Here is a 19761-nt window from a genome sequence, read left to right on the forward strand (position 1 = left end):
CCTCTATTTTTCCTCTTGCCGCCAAAGTGAGCGGCGTTTTAATTTGTCTTCGTAGAAACTATCTACCAAAAATTCCTCTAAAATCTGGCTAAAAGCCTCCAAATTAGGCACTTGCTGCGCCAAGTGTTTTCCAAAAATCGCTTCTTGCTCAGCAATCTTGGGCAGCAAATCCGCTCCAGCAGCAGTCAAGCTCAAGCGAGAACTGCGCTTGTCCTTGCTAGAAATTTCCTTCTTGACCAAGCCTTTTTTAATCAAAGCCTGCACCAAGCGACTAGGGCTTTTTTCTTCACAAATCAGGGATTCCCCCAAGCCCTTGAGAGACAGCGGAGCATGTTCGCCCAAAACGAGCAAGACCTCGCTTTGATTGGGCGTAATTCCCAAAGGCTCTAGCAACTTCCCATATTCTCTCGTCGCTAAGCTCTCTGCACTTCTAAACAAATAGCCAAATCGAATTCCTTCTGCTACCACGCTGCTCTCCTTTCAAAAATCACTTCTATACTATTTTACACTAGATTAGGTAAATTGTTGACAATTTTAGTTAAAAAATATAAAATCTTAAATAGATGATATATCATCTATTTGCAAAAGGAGGAAAAACGGATGACCCCAAACCCTACAAATCAAAAACCAGCTAGAACAATGACCCACGCTTTTGTGACTGGTGCGACCGGTCTTTTAGGAAATAATCTCGTGCGTGCTCTGCTAAAAGAAAACATTCAAGTGACCGCTCTCGTTCGCTCCGAGGAAAAAGCGCGCAAACAATTTGCCGACCTGCCTATCCAGATTGTCAAGGGGGATATTTTAGAGCCCGAAAGCTATCGTGACTATCTAGCAGGCTGCGACAGCCTCTTTCATACCGCTGCTTTTTTCCGCGATAATTATAAAGGCGGCAAGCACTGGCAGGAGCTCTACGACACTAATATTATAGGCACAAATAACCTCCTAGAAGCTGCTTACGAGGCTGGTATCCGCCAATTTGTCCATACTTCCTCCTGTGTCGTACTGGAAGGTGAGGCCAATCAGCTAATCGATGAAAGCATGTCTCGCTCAAAAGATACTCCTTTTGATTACTATCGCAGCAAGATTTTGAGTGAAGAGGCCGTTCGTGATTTCTTGGACAAGCATTCAGATGTTTTCGGTTGCTTTATCTTGCCGAGTGTAATGTTGGGTCCTAGAGACCTTGGTCCGACCTCCAGTGGGCAGCTGATTATCAATTTTGTAGAGCAAAAACTTCCAGGTATCTTAAAGGCTAGCTATAATATGGTGGATGCTAGAGATGTAGCAGATATTCATCTCCGCGCCATGAAATACGGACGCTCAAAGGAGCGCTATCTGGCAGTTGGACGGCAAGTGACCATGACAGAATTGTACCAAATACTGAAAAAAATCACTGGCGTTCCCGCCCCCAAGCGCAAGATCTCCCCTCTTTTCGTCAAAATCTATGCCCAAGCAAGTGAGCTCTACCACCGGCTCACCAAAAAACCAATTTTGGTTACCAATGAGCTCGCTCATCTCATGGCCGAAGAATATCTCAAAAGTAATTTTAGCTTTGCCAAAACCGAGAGCGAGCTAGGCGGACAGCATCGCCCTCTCGAAGAAAGCTTAGCTGACGTGGTAGATTGGTACCGCAAGCACGGCTATTTCGCCAAATAAGCAGCCCTCAAAATCAAGTGACCAAATGTTCATCGCTTGATTTTTCTTTTTGTCAAGCCGCTTTGGCTGAAAAACCGTCTCTGAAATTCACCGTCCCGACTTGCTTCCTAAGCTCATTCTATGGTATAATTACAATAATAATTAAACATCAGGTCAATTTCATTACTCTTACTTTTCCATAAGATACAAGGCTAAAACAGCATTTTAGCCTCTTCATTTGAGTAAGCCCTATCAGAAGTCACAGCAATTGCTCACTTTCCATTTATCATTTTTAATTTATCATATGAAGAAATGCGCTAACGCCTGCCTTCTTTTATTTTTTAGACCTTATCACAGAAAGGAATCTTATGATTTACAAAGTTTTTTATCAGGAAACAAAAGAGCGCAGTCCGCGCCGTGAAAAGACACGTGCCCTTTATTTAGAGATTGAAGCAGCTAATGAATTGGAAGGACGCATTCAGGCTCGTAAGTTAGTCGAAGAAAATACCCCTTACAATATTGAATTTATCGAGCTCTTGTCTGACAAACACCTCGAATATGAAAAAGAGTCAGGCACTTTTGAATTGACGGAGTTCTAACCCATGGCATATACCTTAAAACCCAAAGAAGTTGGCGTTTTTGCGATTGGTGGGTTAGGCGAAATCGGTAAAAACACCTACGGGATTGAATACCAAAATGAAATCATCATCGTGGATGCCGGTATCAAGTTCCCAGAAGACGACCTACTAGGAATTGACTATGTCATTCCCGACTACTCTTATATCGTGGAAAATATTGACCGCGTAAAAGCTGTCCTCATCACCCACGGGCACGAGGACCACATTGGCGGTATTCCTTTCCTGCTCAAGCAGGCCAATGTTCCTATCTATGCGGGTCCTTTGGCCCTAGCCCTCATTCGGGGCAAGCTAGAAGAGCATGGACTTTTGCGCGATGCCAAACTCTATGAAATCAATCAAAACACAGAGTTGACCTTTAAAAATCTGAAGGCGACTTTCTTCCGGACAACCCACTCTATTCCAGAGCCCTTGGGGATTGTCATTCATACGCCGCAGGGTAAGATTGTCTGTACAGGTGACTTCAAGTTTGACTTTACACCAGTCGGTGAGCCAGCCGACTTGCACCGCATGGCCGCTCTGGGCGAGGAAGGCGTTCTCTGTCTCCTATCTGACTCGACCAATGCTGAAGTTCCAACCTTTACCAATTCCGAAAAAGTGGTCGGGCAATCTATCATGAAGATTATCGAAGGCATACATGGACGGATTATTTTCGCCTCTTTTGCTTCGAACATCTTCCGGCTCCAGCAGGCAGCAGATGCTGCTGTCAAGACCGGACGTAAGATTGCGGTCTTTGGCCGCTCCATGGAAAAGGCTATTGTCAACGGGATTGAGCTGGGCTATATCAAGGTTCCCAAAGATACCTTCATCGAGCCAAATGAACTCAAGGACTATCCAGCTGGCGAAGTGCTGATTATGTGTACCGGAAGTCAGGGTGAGCCGATGGCAGCACTATCTCGGATTGCCAATGGTACTCACCGTCAGGTTCAGCTGCAACCTGGTGATACAGTCATCTTCTCATCCAGTCCTATCCCTGGTAATACGACCAGCGTTAACAAGCTGATTAACATCATTTCCGAGGCTGGTGTAGAAGTGATTCACGGTAAGATTAACAACATCCACACCTCTGGACACGGTGGCCAGCAAGAGCAGAAACTCATGCTTCGCTTGATCAAGCCTAAATATTTCATGCCAGTCCATGGTGAATACCGTATGCAGAAAGTCCATGCAGGTCTAGCCGTTGATACTGGAGTGCCAAAAGACAATATCTTCATCATGAGCAATGGTGATGTGCTAGCTCTGACAGCTGACTCAGCCCGTATTGCCGGCAGCTTCAACGCTCAGGATATTTATGTTGATGGGAACCGCATTGGTGAAATCGGAGCTGCAGTCCTGCGCGACCGTAAAGACCTGTCAGAGGACGGTGTGGTTCTGGCTGTTGCGACGGTTGACTTTGAGTCCAAGATGATTTTAGCCGGTCCAGATATTCTCAGCCGCGGCTTTATCTACATGCGCGAATCAGGAGATCTCATTCGCCAAAGCCAGCGTATCCTCTTCAATGCCATTCGCATTGCACTCAAGAATAAAGACGCCAGCGTCCAATCTGTCAGCGGCGCTATCGTCAACGCCTTGCGTCCTTTCCTCTACGAAAGCACCGAGCGCGAACCCATTATTATTCCGATGGTGCTTACACCAGACGAAGACAACTAAAAATAAGCTTTGCTAGATTAGCAAAGCTTATTTTTTTGCTTTATTTTTTGTTCGAGAGGCATGCTTGATAATCCAAGCGCAACTCGGACTCAATTCTTCCTTTTGCCAAGATCCAATCACCCTCTCAAACTTTTCAGGATCTTCTTTATATAAATCATTCAGATTATTAGCGACACTTTTTTGGATTGATTTATCCGAATCATCCTTTAGATTCCTTAAAATAGCGCTAAATTCATCAAAATAATCTAAGACCACTGTCTGCTTCTTAGCCCAAGGCAGACGAATCCGCATACACTCGCTGGCTAACCTGCGGACGCGCATATTCTCATCTTGGCTCCACTTTAGCAATAAATCCATGGTAGCTTTAGGATAATTGGCCAGCAAGGGCCGCATGGAAAATTCTCCAGTAAATCGCTTAGTTAATTCCTTACTGAAGGCCGCGCTTAAGTCAAATTCTTGGCTCCCATAAAGTTCCACATACTTGCCAATCGGCCACAACCAATACCCTTCTGAAAACATGCCCAAGCCACCCTCTAACTCTGGACCGAGTATCTGCTCAAAAACCTTAAGAGAATCAGCATAAGAAAGCGGCAAGCATTCTTTGATACTCTTTGCCAGCAGCTCTTGACGCTGAGTAAATTCCAAAGCCTCTAAGTCGCTTTCAACTAGAGACATAAAATGCTTAGATTCAAACTTATCTGTGACTTCTTGCAAGCGACGACTCAAATCCTCCGCATAAACCAAATCATAATAATCTTTAACCTTTTTCGCCATAATTTCTAAATCCCCTTAACAGACTTCTCACTGCTCCTCTGACTTCTACTTCTTACTTTTTCTCTTCCAGAAAAAGAGACAACTCGTTCAAGGCACCTGAAATCATGTGAGCTGCCATATCCAGATCAATAGAGACAAGTTTCCCTTCTTTAGATAAAATGTCTAATTGTTCTCTCAAATGAAAGAAAGAATTACCACTATTATAGCACAAGAAAACAGAAGCCAAATTGACTTCCATCTATTTGAAAATGGCTTCGTTTAATCGCTTGATAAAATGATATTTGGTAATGTCCTTTTGTGGGACATCTGATAGACTGGCGTAGATTTCATAACCTTGCTTGATGTAAAAATCCTTGGCCTGATAAGATTTAGTGGACAAGGTAATGCTAGTTACTCCAGCTTCTACGGCCTTTTCTTCTAATTCTACCAGCAGACTGGCTCCCAAACCTTTTTTCTGATGTTCTTTATCCACCACCAAAGCCTTGACATGAATATTTTCCAACACCTGTTGGGCATGGAGCAAGGCAATTAACTGGCCATCTTCCTCCCGCCTTAAATAATAATCTTGAGGTTCAAGTTTTTCAAGCATATCTGGACCAAAACAGGCTTTATATTGCTCATCGAAAACCCGCTTGATAAAATCATGAAATTCTTCCATCTTTCTCCTCCTCCATGAAAAAGCAGGGGATATGCCAATCCTCCTGCTCTAAGTTTAGTATAAATCTAGATAATTATCCACTTCCCATTGAGAGACAAATGTTGCATAGCTAGCCCACTCAATGCGCTTAGCTTCTAAGAAGCTTGTATAGATATGCTCGCCAAGTGCTGCTTTCACAACTTCATCTTCTGTCAAGGCCTTTAAGGCATTATGAAGAGTTGATGGCAAGTCTGTAATTCCTGCTTCCTTACGCTCCTCTGGAGTCATGATATAGATGTTTTCTTCGATTGGGGCTGGAGCTTCGATTTTATTTTCGACACCGTGCAGGCCAACTTCCAAGAGAACTGCCATAGCGATATATGGATTGGCCATCGGATCAACCGAACGCAGCTCCAAGCGAGTACCCATACCACGAGAGGCTGGCACGCGCACCAACGGTGAACGATTGCGTCCTGCCCAGGCAATATAAACTGGTGCTTCATATCCAGGAACCAGACGTTTGTATGAGTTGACCGTTGGATTCATGATAGCTGTGTAATTATAAGCATGGTTAATCAAACCACCCAAGAAATGGTAGGCTGTTTCTGACAGCTGCATACCCTTTGGATCTTCTGGATCGAAGAAGGCATTATTTCCGTCTTGATCAAAGAGGGACATGTTACAGTGCATACCAGATCCCGCAATACCAAACTTCGGCTTAGCCATAAAGGTCGCATACAGACCATGCTTACGAGCAATAGTTTTCACAACCAGCTTAAAAATCTGAATCTTGTCACAAGCCCGAAGCACTTCATCATACTTAAAGTCAATCTCGTGCTGGCCGACTGCGACCTCATGGTGGCTAGCTTCTACTTCAAAGCCCATCTTGGTTAGGACATTGACGATTTCCCGGCGAGTATTGTCTGCCAAATCTGTCGGTGCCAAATCAAAATAACCGCCCTTGTCATTTACTTCCAGCGTCGGATCGCCATTTTCATCCAGCTTAAAGAGGAAAAACTCTGGCTCTGGTCCGAGGTTAAAGGATTTGAAGCCCAGCTCTTCCATATGCTTGAGGGCGCGCTTGAGGTTACTGCGAGGATCCCCTAGAAACGGTACATGATCTGTCGTGTAAACATCACAAATCAGACCCGCTACACTGCCGTTTTCATCTCCCCAGGGAAAGACTGTCCAAGTATCCAGATCAGGGTAAAGATACATATCTGATTCATTGATACGGACAAAACCTTCAATGGAAGAACCATCAAACATGGCTTTATTGGATAAGACCTTGTCAAGCTGTTCATCCGTGGCAGGAATTTCCACATTCTTCATAGTCCCTAAAATATCAGAGAACATAAGACGAATAAAGGTAACATTTTTCTCTTTTACTTCGCGACGGATATCAGCTGCTGTAATAGACATTAAATTTCTCCTTGTAATTCAAACAAAATAGCTATGGTCGACGCATATGACCAAAGGTTGGCAGAGAAGAAGCAAAACGGCCTTGCTGCAAGATGTCATGATGCAGGGCACGGCGGACATCTTTGTCACTAATGGTCTTGCGGGACTTGGCTTCACGCTCAGCATATTTCCTCTTAATCGCAGCGATATTATGGCCTTCCGAAATATAATCCTTAATTTCTAAAAGGCGGTCCATATCATTCAAAGAATACATCCGACGATTGCCCTCATTCCGAGCAGGGGTAATCAGATTCTGGTCTTCATAATAACGGATCTGACGGGCAGATAGGTCCGTCAGTTTCATAACACTGCCGATGGGAAAGACTGCCATGTTTCGGCGAAACTCTTTTTCCTTCATTCAAATTCCTCTCTACGCACTATTATAGGACGAAATAAATCTTATGTCAAGAAATAATGTCAGATTTTCTTACACAGATTTTATTTTTTCTTTTCAAAGATGGCTCGCAGCCGATCTATATCAGAATTTACCAGAATCGCAACAAAGACTCCCATGAAGGTTTCAAATATTCTGGCAAAGACATACAAGATGGTATCTTCCGGCCGGATGGACAGGGTAATAATCAGCATAGCAGATACCCCGCCAATGACTCCAGCCTTGTTGTTCATAGCAACATTGGTCATGATTGTCAGCATGGTACAGACCGGCACCAAAAGGAGGGTGACCCAATACTGCTCCTTAAAGACACTATTGACAATGAAAAATAGCAGAGCGTAAAAACCACCGATGCTGTTTCCCAAGATTCGCGATGTTCCGAAGTGGACACTCTTATCAAAATCCTCACGAAGACTAAAGACTGCCGTCAAAGCACCGATTTGCAGGCCTTTCCAACCAAAAAGCCCAAAGAGCAATAGGATGATGAAGACAGCCAGACCGGTTTTAAAGGTACGCATGCCCAGACGAAATTTCGATTTATCAAACTTGTACTTATTGAAATAACTCATTAGTCTCCTTCCAGGAAATCCTCCCCCTCTTCATTTTAACATATTTCGTCTCAAAAAAACTCTTTCTGCTTAGGAGATTTCCTACACAAAGAAAAAGCCCTATCAGCTAGCGCATCAAGAACTCTCTCCTATAAAACAAAGCAGGCTGAGATAATCTTTATCCCAGCCTCGTTTTTATTATCTTTAATTTGGATAAATGTAGGTAACTCCACCCATAAATTCATTCGGATTAAAGTAGCCACGATAGTTGTTAATCTGCTTTTGGCGATTGTAGTTCGCTTCCAAGACTTGGATAGAGCTGTCGCTTTGCACATCTGTCACATAAGCAACATGTCCGTATTCACCGCCATCCCAAACTGCAATAGCCCCTGCTACTGGGACAGTTCCTGTTGTATAACCCTGAGCACCAGCATTGATTGCCCAAGTATTAGCATTGCCCCACCAGTTGCTTGCCCAAGGAGCCATTTCTTTCACGCCCCAAGTACATTGGCCGATTGGGTAAGAATTGCCATAGTCAGTTGGCGTATTTAAGACAACATCTTCAGTATCAGATACCAAAGCAGCATCGCTTGTCGCTTCATAAGCTGGAGCACTGTAAAGATTGTAAGTCTGCGCTAAAGCTGTGCCATTTACTTGCAGCACATCTCCTGGGTTAATCGTATCAAAAATTGATTTTCCATTATTGGCAGCAAGTTCGTAAGGATTCATCCCATTGGCGCTAGCAATGGCAAAAAAAGAGTCCCCCTGCTGGACAACATAAGAATCTGCATGAACAGCTTGAGCGCCGATTGTCGCCAAAAAAGCTGTAGAAGTTAAACCAAGAGTTGCTTTAGCAAATGCTTTTTTCATAACTGTTTTTCTCCGTATAATTTGATGATAAAAAAATCATACCTCATTTACATGTCAGTTTTTTTAGAGTTATGTTTTTGTCATGTTACAAATGATTTAGACTTTTGCTACATGAGATTTTGCAGTATTTTTAAAGATAAAAAGGCTAGGGATTCCCTAGCCTCATCTATTATCAGTCTTCTTTACCTTTCAATTTTCCTAGACCTAAAGCACCAATAATGGTTGCTAAACCTAGATATGGCAGATAGACTGCATCTTTGGCTCCCGTTTCTGGCAGAAGAGAAACAGGAATCTTTTTAGCCACTGGAGTTGGATTAGCTCTGCTTGGATCGTTTACATCCGAAACAATCAGATGCTGTGACTTAGGAGTGACTGTTGTAACTGTATTTGAAGCATAGACTACGTGGTTGACAGTATTGATGTAGGTATTTTCAAAAGTCCCCGCAGCAATCCGCTTCATCTGTAGATAGGTTTCAGCCTGAAAAGCTGAATCCAGAGAAATAGTCTCTAAGAATTCTTCCTTGAAACGAATAGAAATCAAGCCTTTCTCAAGATCAAGATTCGCAGCTGTATACTCAGTCAAATCTGTACCAGCCTTTATCACCTTACCATCTTTGAGCGTGATGTCCACTTTGGCAAAGGTTTTGTAAGCACCCGTATACTCATCTCCTCGTTGGTCATAATCATCCACAAAGCTATAGTCTGTCAAACCTTCAGAGTGGTTAGCAGGGAGCAAGCCGCCGATGAGACGGTAGTTAAAATGCCGTCCCAAAGTCAGTTCTTTGCCATCCAAGTTTTCTGCACTTGTTGGATCAAGACTCAATGTAATATCTTTTTCAGGACTGATTTTAGGAACATTGTTCACGACTACGTCTGTCGCATAACCATTTCCAAAGTCAATTTGATAAGCCCGGTTCTCGAATTTACCGCCTGTGCGACCCATTCCTTCTTTGACTGCCATAGGGCTTGTTATGGTCAAAGACTTACCTGCTACGACATATTGATCGTAAAATGCTTGGGCATCGTCTGCTGCAAAGAGTTGGAAAGAACCTTTAACAGTGATATTGGCCTTTTGAAGGAGCTCCCAAACAGCAGTAGGTGCTGTTTCAAGACTCTCATAGTGAGTTACTGTCACACCTGCTACAGCCTTGCCATCCGCATCTACTAGCTTGACTAATTCCGGACGAAGTTCAAGTGCTTCTTCCGGATAGTCATCTACATAGTAGAAACCTTTTTGAATTGTGCTCTTAGATGACTTGTCACCCTTATACTGATCCAAATCCCAGTTCAGCTCGTAGTAATTGGTTGAACCAGCTAAGACTTCCTTACCATCAATCACCAAGCCTGCCTTGTTTTTATTGACCTTGGTTGGCTTGATGTAATTATTGCTAGGATTGTCTGAATCATCAGGCTTGCCTGGCGTGGTCACGCGTACAACGTTTGAGCGGACACCATAGGCATCATTGACTGTCAGGGTGAAATTGTTAGTATAAGTTGCGCCATCATTGAGTACTCGACCGACTACCGTTGGAAAGAGCGTAGCAACTTCTTTGGTCCTATCAGCGTTATAAGTAGCTAGCGTTGCTGCAGTTGCCTTGAATGTCACTGTGTGGCTAGCCTTGTCATAGCTGATATCAAAGCCTGCACTAACAACTTTTGTTGCTTCTAAGTCAACTTCATAAACACTTGGCAATGGATCAGCAATGACAAAAGATGTCGTCTCACTTCGCCCAGCTGGAAGAGCTTCTGTCTTTAAGGCAAACTGAACGACGGACTGCTTAGCCACCAGAGTCTTGTCAATATTGATGCCTTGGTCATTTTGAATCTCTTTATGAATCTGCGGCTGAGATTGCAAGAGATGATAATGATAATGCACAGTCGGAGCTACGGGCCCTGCTGGCTCTTTTTGATAAACAGGCTCTGCTGGTGAGGTTGGCAGCGGGCTATAAGTTGGTTCTACCGGCTTATTAGGCTCCGGTGTATCTGGTGTAGGAGTTGGCGCTTCCGGCTCCTTCTCATAAGTCGGTGCTGCCGGAAGTGTTGGCTCTTTTTCATAGGTCGGTTCTACCACTGCTGGCCGGACAGCTTTTTCTACTTCATAGCTTGGCTCAGATGGCTTACTAGGCTCTGGTGTATCCGGTGTACGCGTCGGTGGCGTCGGATCTTTTTCATAAGTCGGTGCTGCCGGAGGTGTTGGAAGAGCCTTCGGTGTTGGTGTAGTTGGAGCTGGATCCAAAGGCTTAAGCGCTTCTTCACTTGGCGCTGCAGGAGCTGTAGGAGCTACTGGCGCTTCCGGTTCTTCTACTGTGATGATTGGCAGATCATTCGCTCGGACATCACCATTAATCGCAAACCAAATATTTGGCTTCTTAGGAGCTAGTTTGTCAGCCCTACGTGGATCAGTAGCCTCTGGCTGGCCTAACACTTCAGAAGAGGAAATTGTTCCAATCGTCATACTGTTGGTTGTGCCAGAAATTTCTACCGCTCCTGCTCCATACCATGAGTTAGGAGCATCTGTAGTGTCCCAGCCTGAGTCCGGCTGAGCATTCTTATACATGGTAAAGCGAGATCCGCCAACTCCTTTTTTGAAGTTTTCAGACTCAGTCGCATAAATTTGGCCGTTCTTTTCACCAATAGATGAACCCGAAATCTTGTTGAAAGTTCCGGTATAATCTTTGGCCATTTCGATAGAATTAGCTTCACGGTTGAGGGAAGCCACGGACATCAAAGCCTGATCAAAATTAATAGGTTGGCCTTTATCATCATAAAAGACAAATTCCGTCTTCACAAAGAGAGAGGTTGCATCTTCAAAATTTCCTGTATAAGCTGAAGCAAAAACTCCCATTGTCGGGTCTTTAAAAATACCTAACCAAGCCTTATCGTGCTTAAATTGGGAACTTGGATCAAGAGTATAGGTATAGACGATTTTAGAAACTTTTTTCCCTCGATAATAAGTTCCCTGAAGATTTGTATAGGTTGCTGTTGCAGACTGACCGCGGCTCAGCAAAACAGAAGACCATTCAGTCGGGCCTTTACCGCTTGTTACGTTAGAACTGTAACCTGCATACTTGCCAACTGTACCAAAGATTTCCTGCTGATTGGTCTGATAGTTAGCATTTTGAATATCTGTTACTTTGAAGTTATCCAACTGGAAGAGTTTCTTAGAAAACTCTGCAGTATTCTTCACAGCGGCTTCCATGCCAGCATAGCTGACAAACTCACCAGTTGTAGTCAGTGACAGATCAGCATTAGGTTCTGATTTGAAAACCAGGCTTTGCGCAATTGGACGGCTCAAATGACCGTCTTCAGTCTTCTTTGTTTCTGCGAGAGCCAGACCAGCCTTAATCTTGGCCTGTTCAGCATCATATTTAGCCTTATCTTGCTGATACTTGGCTAATTTTGTGTTATAGACAGCCAAATCAGCATTATACTGGGCCAACTGAGCTTGATAGTTTGCTTGGGCTTGAACATTACGCTTCTTGATTTCTTCATTTTCAGCTGCTATAGTGGCATTCTTAGCTTGATTCTCTGCTAGCTTTTGCTCATATTCTTTTTGAGCTGCTGCATTTTCTGCTTCAATTTGAGTCTTTTTCGCTTCATAAGCTGCTAAATCTGCTTCATATTGAGCTTTTTTATCTTGATTTTCCTTTTGGATACGGGCCAATTCTGCCTGATAATTTGCCTGAGGCGCTTGATATGCCGCTTCATTATCAGCATTGGTCTTTCGGACAGTTGCTAAATCTGTTTGATATTGGACAAGTGCTGCCTCGTAGGCCGCTTTTGCAGCCGCATTCTGCTGTTTAATAGCTTCATTATCAGCAGCAATCTTAGCATTGGCAGCTTCAGTGTCAGCCAAAGCTTTTTCATACCGTGCCTTAGCCGCCGCATTCGCCTTCTGAACGCGATCCAGCTCACTTGCATAAGCCGCCAGAGCTGCATCATAATTAGCCTTTGTTTCTGCGTTCAGTTTTTGGATACGGGCCAATTCTGCATCATAGGCTGCTTTAGCCACTTGGTAAGCTGCCGCATTATCAGCATTGGTCTTTTGAACCATTGCTAGATCTGTTTTGTATTTACTAAGGGCAGCTTCATAAGCTGCTTTCAGCTGAGCATTGTCTGCTGTGATTCGAGCCACTTCTGCTTGATGAGCAGCCAAATCTTTAGCGTATTGCTCCGCTGTCGCTTTGTTTTCTGCTGTAATCCGAGCTACTTCCACCTCGTAAGTTGATACTTTTTCTTTGTACTCCTTGACCTTGGCGTCAATCTCGGTTACTTGAGCCTGATAATCTGCTGCAATCTCCGCTTTTTTGTCTGCTGTTTCTTGAGCAGTCTGGACTGCTCCTTTGTCAACAGCTGGGTCTTTGACCACTGTCAGGCCTGCTTCTTGAGCTTTTTTGGCGCTTTCATCTAAATCAGCTGTTGGAACTGTCACTGTCACACCGCCATCTGCCTGACCTGCTCGCGCCTGACTCTCTTTAGATGCCTGACTGGCTGGTCCTTGAGCTTGAGGCAGATTGGTCGCTGCATTTCCAGTGCTCGCTATTTCAGTATTGATATGGCCATTGGTATCAGATACTACTTCATCTGCTCTTGCTTGTATCGTTGACGTTAAAAAAGCCGCACCTAGAACAGCACCGCATAAAGTTTTAACAGCCTTATTTTTCCGAAAACCAAAAACTTCTTTCTTCTTCATTTTTCTCCTCCCTCTGCCAACTTTTACAGTCAGCAGTTTTCCCATGCCTTCAGAAAATCAAAAAGTAATGGGAACCACCAATAGGAAGTTTCTTTCTCATTTTGACTCTCTTTAAACATCAGAATAAATATGTATCTTAATGCTATCAAGTTTTCCCTCGTTTTGCAAGCATTTTTTGCTCCTTTTATTTACCTTAGAATAAATTTAGACATGCATCTATATATTGCCTATTTTGTTCTTCTTTGCTCTATCTTCCTTCAAATGAACAATGAAAATACAAGAAAAAGACCAGCTTACACTAGTCTTTCCTTATTACAGTTTTGTACTTGTTCTCTACAAGATTAAAAATTCCAAACTTACTGCTTATTTTTCAGTCAGTGCTGCAAGTCCTGGCAATACTTTACCTTCAAGGAGTTCCATTGATGCACCACCACCAGTAGAAATCCATGAGAACTTATCTGCACGGCCAAGGTTAATGGCTGCAGCAGCTGAGTCACCACCACCGATGATTGATTTTACGCCAGGTTGTTTCACGATAGCGTCCATAACACCGATTGTACCAGCTTGGAAGTCTGGGTTTTCAAATACACCCATAGGGCCATTCCAGACAACAGTTTTCGCACCAGTCAACGCTTCATCAAATTTAGCGATAGATTTAGGACCGATATCCAAACCAAGGAAGCCTGAATCCACTGCTTCGCCTTCAGTGTCTTTCACTTCAGTATAGTCCGCAAAAGCATTTGCTTCTTTAGAGTCAACTGGCAAGATCAATTTGCCGTTTGCTTTTTCAAGAAGAGCTTTCGCAACATCCAATTTGTCTTCTTCTACAAGTGAGTTACCGATTTCGATACCTTGTGCTTTGTAGAATGTGTAAGTCATACCACCACCGATAAGGACTTTATCAGCTTTTTCAAGTAAGTTTTCGATAACACCGATCTTGTCAGATACTTTTGAACCACCCAGAATAGCTACGAATGGACGTTCTGGAGTTTCAACCGCTTCTTGGATGTAGGCAATTTCATTTTCAAGAAGGAAACCAGCCACTGCTTTTTCAACGTTTGCTGAGATACCTACGTTAGATGCGTGTGCACGGTGAGCTGTACCGAAGGCATCATTTACAAAGATACCGTCTCCAAGAGATGCCCAGTATTTACCAAGTTCTGGATCGTTTTTAGATTCTTTCTTGCCGTCAACATCTTCAAAACGAGTGTTTTCAACCAAAAGAACTTGTCCATCTTCAAGAGCATTGATAGCTGCTTCCAATTCAGCACCACGAGTGACACCTGGGAAAACAACGTCTTGACCCAATTTAGCAGCCAAATCTGCAGCTACTGGTGCAAGTGATTTACCTTCTTTGTCTGCTTCTTCTTTGACACGTCCAAGGTGAGAGAAGAGAATTGCACGACCGCCTTGCTCAATGATGTATTTAATAGTTGGAAGAGCAGCAGTGATACGGTTGTCATTCGTAATCACTCCGTCTTTCAATGGTACGTTAAAGTCTACACGAACGAGGACTTTTTTACCTTTCAAATCAACGTCTTTAACAGTAAGTTTTGCCATGTTACAAAAACTCCTTTTCATATTTTATACGCAACTATTATATCATATTTTCCAAAAGTTTTCTTGATATAAGGAAAATTTTCACAAAAAAGAAGTGCCACGCACTTCTTTTTCTCGAACTTTGGAATTAGAGAATAGAAAAAAGTGCGCTGAACTCATTCAGACAATAGTTAAAGCTGGATTTTTCTCTAAGTTTGACAACTCAAAAAGCCAGTAAAACTACTGACTTTAACTCTTCTCATTACTAAATTGCAAAGACTTGCCCTACTGCATAGGTGACCGCCATGGTTAAAAGACCGATAACGAGGTTCCGAATCATGGCATTTTTGAGCGGTGCTTTGCCTAATCTAGCGCTGGTGTAGCCCGTTCCCAAAAGAGCCAAGGCCACAATCAGAACGGTTGCCCAGATACGGATAGTGGCTGGAAGCAGGATAATGGTAATCATAGGAAAAAGCGCACCAACAGCAAAGGCTAAAAAGCTTGATACGGCAGCATGCCAGGGATTAGTGAACTCCTCAATCTCAATCCCATATTTTTCCTGCACCAAAGCCTCCAACGGATCCTGGAGAAAAGCCCGATTGGTCATGAGCTGGGCAGAAGTCTCACACTCACCATTTTGAACATAGGCAGCATAGAGAGACTGCCTAGCGATCTCGGGATTCTTCTCTAAAAGCTCTCGCTCTCTGGCAACAGCAGCTTCTTCTGTATCCTTTTGAGTAGAAACAGAAACATACTCTCCACCAGCCATAGAAAAGGCACCCGCAAAGACTGCCGCTAAACCAGATAGAAATATAATCCAGATATCGTCCGTCGCACTAGCCACCCCAATAACCACACCTGCTATGGAAATAATGCCGTCATTAGCTCCTAAAACCCCGGCCCGCAATATATTCAGCCGACCACTAAAGTTCGTATCAATTTTATGTTCTTCCACTATTTAAATTTTCTCTTCTCTTTTATTTATAATGATTATAAATAAAATCTGTAACTAATACAAGAGAAAATCGAAAAATGAGAAAAGTTCTACTATTTAAGAGAAGAAAGGCATTGAAAAAAGAGCCGTTTTAAACGACTCCTTTCTTTATAATCACTATAATGCTGTAGCAAACGTATTATTTCACCACGATATTAACTAGTTTATTCGGCACACTAATCACTTTTACAACTTCTTTGCCGGCAATTTCGGATTTAATTTTCTCATCAGCTAAGGCGATTTCTTGCAGTTCCTCACGGCTCAGATCCTTGGCTACGACTAGCTTAGCACGAACTTTTCCCTTGATTTGAACTACGATTTCGACCTCTGCTTCGACAAGCTTGCTTTCATCATAAGTTGGCCAAGCTACGTTGGAAATGCTCTTGCCAGTTTGAGAGACTGCCTGCCAGAGTTCTTCAGCCAAGTGCGGTGCAAAAGGCGCAAGCAATTGAATGAAACCTTTAGCATATTCGACATAGAGTTTTTCTTCCTTGTTGGCTGCATTGACAAAGATCATGAGTTGGGCAATAGCTGTGTTAAACTTGAGCTCCTCAATCTGCTCTGTGACAGACTTGACTGTTTCATGGTAGACCTTGTCCAAAGCCCCGCTATTTTCAGAGACCAGCTCCTTAGAGTTAAGGAGACGATAAACCCGATCCAAGAACTTGCGGCTGCCTTCCAGACCTTCCTCGCTCCAAGCGATAGAAGCATCCAGCGGCCCCATGAACATTTCATAGACACGCAGTGTATCAGCACCATATTGCTCCACTACATCGTCTGGGTTGACCACATTCTTCAGAGATTTAGACATCTTGGCTGGTGCTTGCTCCAGTTCTTCTCCCGTTTCGATGTTGAAGAAAGAACCATCGCGTTTTTCCACCTTGTCTGTCGCCACTAGAGCACCGCGGCTATCACGGTAGCTAGTTCCCAGAATCATCCCTTGGTTAAAGAGTTTTTGGAAAGGCTCTTTGGTCGGAACCACTCCGATATCATAGAGGAATTTATGCCAGAACCGAGCGTAGAGAAGATGGAGCACGGCATGCTCCGCACCACCGATGTAAATATCAACTGGCAGCCAAGCCTTGAGCAGCTCTTCGTCTGCTAATTTCTCATTATTGTGCGGGTCAATGTAACGCAGGTAATACCAGCTGGAACCAGCCCATTGAGGCATGGTGTTGGTTTCGCGGCGTCCTTTGACACCATCTTCCCGAGTCACTTCCAGCCAGTCAGTCAGATTGGCCAGAGGGCTTTCACCAGTACCAGAAGGACGGATATCCTTGGTTACAGGCAGGACAAGTGGAAGTTCATTTTTAGGAACAGCCGTTGAAGTCCCATCTTCCCAATGAATGATTGGAATCGGCTCACCCCAGTAGCGCTGACGGCTAAAGAGCCAGTCGCGCAGACGATAGGTGACTTTTTCATTTCCTACACCTTCTGCTTCCAGCCAAGCAACCATCTTTTCAATAGCGGTAGCCTTGTCCAAGCCATCTAGGAAGCCAGAGTTAATGTGCGGCCCGTCTTCTGTATAAGCAGCGTCAGCAACATTTCCACCCTCTAGAACAGGAATAATCTCCAAGTTAAACTGCTTAGCAAACTCCCAGTCGCGCTCGTCATGCGCAGGAACAGCCATGATAGCCCCTGTTCCGTAGCTAGCAAGCACATAGTCGGCAATCCAGATTGGGATTTCCTTGCCATTGACAGGATTGATGGCATAAGCTCCTGTCCAGACACCGGTCTTCTCCTTAGCCAAATCAGTCCGAGCTAGGTCGGATTTGAGGCTGGCTGCATGTTTGTAGTCTGCTACTGCTTGGGCTTGTTCTGCACTTGTAATGGCATCAACGAGAGCATGCTCTGGAGCCAAAACAGCATAGGTTGCACCAAAAAGAGTGTCCGGACGGGTGGTAAAGACAGTGAAGTCCTTGTCTGTGTCCTTAATCTTGAAGGTTACATTAGCACCGGTTGACTTACCAATCCAGTTGCGCTGCATATCCTTGATAGACTCAGGCCAGTCCAGCTCCTCCAAGTCATTGAGCAAACGTTCTGCATAAGCTGTGATTTTCAGCATCCACTGACGCATAGGCTTGCGGACAACTGGATAACCACCACGCTCAGATGTTCCGTCTGGAAGAACTTCCTCATTGGCGATAGCCGTTCCCAGCTCTTCAACCCAGTTTACTGGCACTTCAGCTTCATAAGCCAGGCCTTTTTCGTAAAGCTTGGTGAAAATCCACTGGGTCCATTTGTAGTAGTTGGGGTCAGTTGTATTGATTTCTCGGTCCCAGTCATAGGAGAAGCCAAGAGCGTTGATTTGACGCTTAAAGTTGGCAATGTTTTCCGCTGTAAAGTCAGCTGGGTCATTGCCTGTATCCATGGCGTATTGCTCAGCCGGAAGACCAAAGGCGTCCCAGCCCATAGGGTGGAGGACATTGTAGCCTTGCGCGCGCTTGTAGCGGCTGAGGATATCTGTCGCCGTGTAGCCCTCCGGATGCCCTACATGGAGCCCTGCTCCTGATGGGTAAGGAAACATGTCCAGCGCATAAAAGTTAGGCTTGTCCTTGTCCGTACCTGTCTTAAATGTATGGTGCTCTGCCCAATATTTCTGCCACTTGGGCTCGATTTCTTTGTGATTATAATAAGCCATTCTTTTCTCCATTTTTTGTACTGTTTCTATTATACCATTTTCAAGGGATTTTGAAAGACGGAATTTCATGACTGCCAGACACATCAGACAAGGGAGCTCTCCACCAAAAAATAAGCCACGCTATCAACCCTACGGTTGAAAGGTGGCTTGTTTTGTATTTTGCTTTTATTTATCCAAATCCTTGACATATTGGTCGACTGCTAGAATGGCACCTGCAATGTCAGAAGCTGAAATCTCAAATGGCATCTGATGGATGGTTTCACCCTCAATCGTCGCTTGTTGACCAACTTTGAGCAAATCTTCATAGCTGGCATTTCCCAAATGCATTTCTTTCAGAGTTGTCGGCATACCAATCTTTTGATAGAAGCGAATATATTTTTCCAATTCTTCTTTAGGTCGGTTTTCTAAGAAGAGTTGGGTCAAGGTTCCATAGGCAACTTTTTCGCCGTGGGTCAGGTGGTGAATATCGCCTGTGAGAGCCGTAAAGCCGTTGTGAATAGCATGGGCTGCCGCCAAACCTCCGCTCTCAAAGCCGACGCCGCTGAGAAGGGTATTGGCTTCAATGATATTTTCCAGAGCTGGAGTCACGACTTTCGCTTCACAGGCTGCGATAGCCTGCAGGCCATCTGCAAACAGTGTTTCTTCACACTTCTTCGCAATCGCTACACCAGCTAGGCTCTGTCTTTGTCCCAGCATGGTAGTGCCATTTTTTTGCTGGACAGCACGCGCTTCTACCCAAGTCGCTAAACCATCTGCAATCCCAGAAGCCAGAAGTCGTTTTGGCGCTCCAGCAATTACTTTCGTATCCACCAAGACGAGTTCAGGGTTTTTACTATAGAAAATGTACTTTTCAAAGGCTCCATCTTCTGTATAGATAACAGAAAGTGCTGAAGTTGGGGCATCTGTAGAGGCAATGGTTGGCGCAATGACCACAGGACGTCCTAGTATATCTGCAATCGCCTTCGCACTGTCAATCGTTTTCCCACCGCCTAGACCAATAACCAAGTCTGCTCCGTCTTTTTCAGCCAGAGCAACGACCCGATCAATTTCACCACCAGAAGCTTCTCCGTTAAAAGCGACATGCAGCACATGAAAACCATAGCGGGTAAGGTAGTCATGGAATTTTTCCCCAACAATCTGGTAAACCATATCATCACAAAGCAAGACTGGATGGCTGCCTAACTGAAGAATCTGTTTTGCATTTTCAAACAGGGCATTTTCTCCCTGAATATAACGAGACGGGCTTGCAAAAATTCTCATAGAACACCTCTTTCTTTTTTTATAGATAGAGCA

Annotated in this window: 15 protein-coding genes and 1 pseudogene; 3 read left to right on the plus strand and 13 right to left on the minus strand. The window is 44.1% G+C overall.

The genetic code is table 11. The features are described from left to right. Positions 1–3: 3 nt before the first annotated feature. Positions 4–468, minus strand: coding sequence for a MarR family winged helix-turn-helix transcriptional regulator (locus QZ169_RS01105; protein WP_000225125.1), 465 nt, complete (start codon positions 466–468; stop codon positions 4–6). 132 nt (positions 469–600) lie between these two features. Between QZ169_RS01105 and QZ169_RS01110 the strand changes: the two genes are divergently transcribed. The 3 genes from QZ169_RS01110 to QZ169_RS01120 all read left to right on the plus strand — a co-directional run bounded on the left by QZ169_RS01110 (position 601) and on the right by QZ169_RS01120 (position 3917). Beyond that, positions 601–1653 carry an SDR family oxidoreductase gene (locus tag QZ169_RS01110; RefSeq protein ID WP_295504294.1) on the plus strand — a complete coding sequence of 351 codons (1053 nt, stop codon included), beginning with the start codon at positions 601–603 and terminating at the stop codon, positions 1651–1653. A gap of 347 nt (positions 1654–2000) precedes the next feature. Beyond that, entirely contained in the window at positions 2001–2231 is a 231-nt protein-coding gene (locus QZ169_RS01115) for a DNA-dependent RNA polymerase subunit epsilon (RefSeq protein WP_002903426.1), read from the plus strand. 3 nt (positions 2232–2234) lie between these two features. Further along, on the plus strand, positions 2235–3917 hold the full coding sequence (locus tag QZ169_RS01120; protein ID WP_295504296.1) for a ribonuclease J1: 1683 nt from the start codon (positions 2235–2237) through the stop codon (positions 3915–3917). A gap of 27 nt (positions 3918–3944) precedes the next feature. On the opposite strand, the gene QZ169_RS01125 is transcribed toward QZ169_RS01120, so the two are convergent. From QZ169_RS01125 to QZ169_RS01180, 12 genes and pseudogenes are all read right to left on the minus strand, one after another. Further along, positions 3945–4691, minus strand: coding sequence for a DNA alkylation repair protein (locus tag QZ169_RS01125; RefSeq protein ID WP_295504298.1), 747 nt, complete (start codon positions 4689–4691; stop codon positions 3945–3947). Further along, a pseudogene (locus QZ169_RS01130) lies at positions 4675–4884 on the minus strand (TetR/AcrR family transcriptional regulator); the annotation flags it as partial. The pseudogene QZ169_RS01130 and the gene QZ169_RS01125, both read right to left, overlap by 17 nt. Before the next feature lie 45 nt (positions 4885–4929). Continuing rightward, a complete protein-coding gene (locus tag QZ169_RS01135) occupies positions 4930–5349 on the minus strand; it encodes a GNAT family N-acetyltransferase (RefSeq protein WP_295504300.1) in 420 nt (139 codons plus the stop codon). 54 nt (positions 5350–5403) lie between these two features. Then, positions 5404–6750 (minus strand): type I glutamate--ammonia ligase, encoded by a 1347-nt coding sequence (gene glnA / locus QZ169_RS01140; RefSeq protein ID WP_002896640.1) that lies wholly within the window; start codon positions 6748–6750, stop codon positions 5404–5406. Positions 6751–6781: 31 nt separating this feature from the next. Then, on the minus strand, positions 6782–7147 hold the full coding sequence (locus QZ169_RS01145; protein WP_295504302.1) for a MerR family transcriptional regulator: 366 nt from the start codon (positions 7145–7147) through the stop codon (positions 6782–6784). A gap of 80 nt (positions 7148–7227) precedes the next feature. After that, positions 7228–7752, minus strand: a complete 525-nt coding sequence (locus QZ169_RS01150; protein WP_002903432.1) for an aromatic acid exporter family protein — start codon at positions 7750–7752, stop codon at positions 7228–7230. A 183-nt stretch (positions 7753–7935) separates the two neighbouring features. Next, on the minus strand, positions 7936–8601 hold the full coding sequence (locus tag QZ169_RS01155; RefSeq protein ID WP_295504305.1) for a CHAP domain-containing protein: 666 nt from the start codon (positions 8599–8601) through the stop codon (positions 7936–7938). 172 nt (positions 8602–8773) lie between these two features. Next, positions 8774–13339 (minus strand): antigen I/II family LPXTG-anchored adhesin, encoded by a 4566-nt coding sequence (locus QZ169_RS01160; RefSeq protein ID WP_295504307.1) that lies wholly within the window; start codon positions 13337–13339, stop codon positions 8774–8776. A 318-nt stretch (positions 13340–13657) separates the two neighbouring features. Beyond that, positions 13658–14854: a phosphoglycerate kinase gene (gene pgk / locus QZ169_RS01165; RefSeq protein WP_295504309.1), complete on the minus strand. Its 1197-nt coding sequence runs from the start codon at positions 14852–14854 to the stop codon at positions 13658–13660. 244 nt (positions 14855–15098) lie between these two features. Then, a complete protein-coding gene (locus tag QZ169_RS01170) occupies positions 15099–15788 on the minus strand; it encodes a VIT family protein (protein ID WP_295504311.1) in 690 nt (229 codons plus the stop codon). Positions 15789–15966: 178 nt separating this feature from the next. Further along, positions 15967–18468 (minus strand): leucine--tRNA ligase, encoded by a 2502-nt coding sequence (leuS, locus tag QZ169_RS01175; RefSeq protein ID WP_295504313.1) that lies wholly within the window; start codon positions 18466–18468, stop codon positions 15967–15969. A gap of 165 nt (positions 18469–18633) precedes the next feature. Beyond that, positions 18634–19728, minus strand: a complete 1095-nt coding sequence (locus tag QZ169_RS01180) for a glycerol dehydrogenase (protein ID WP_295504316.1) — start codon at positions 19726–19728, stop codon at positions 18634–18636. Positions 19729–19761: the final 33 nt, after the last annotated feature.

The organism is uncultured Streptococcus sp. (genome assembly GCF_905372115.1).
Taxonomy (GTDB): domain Bacteria; phylum Bacillota; class Bacilli; order Lactobacillales; family Streptococcaceae; genus Streptococcus.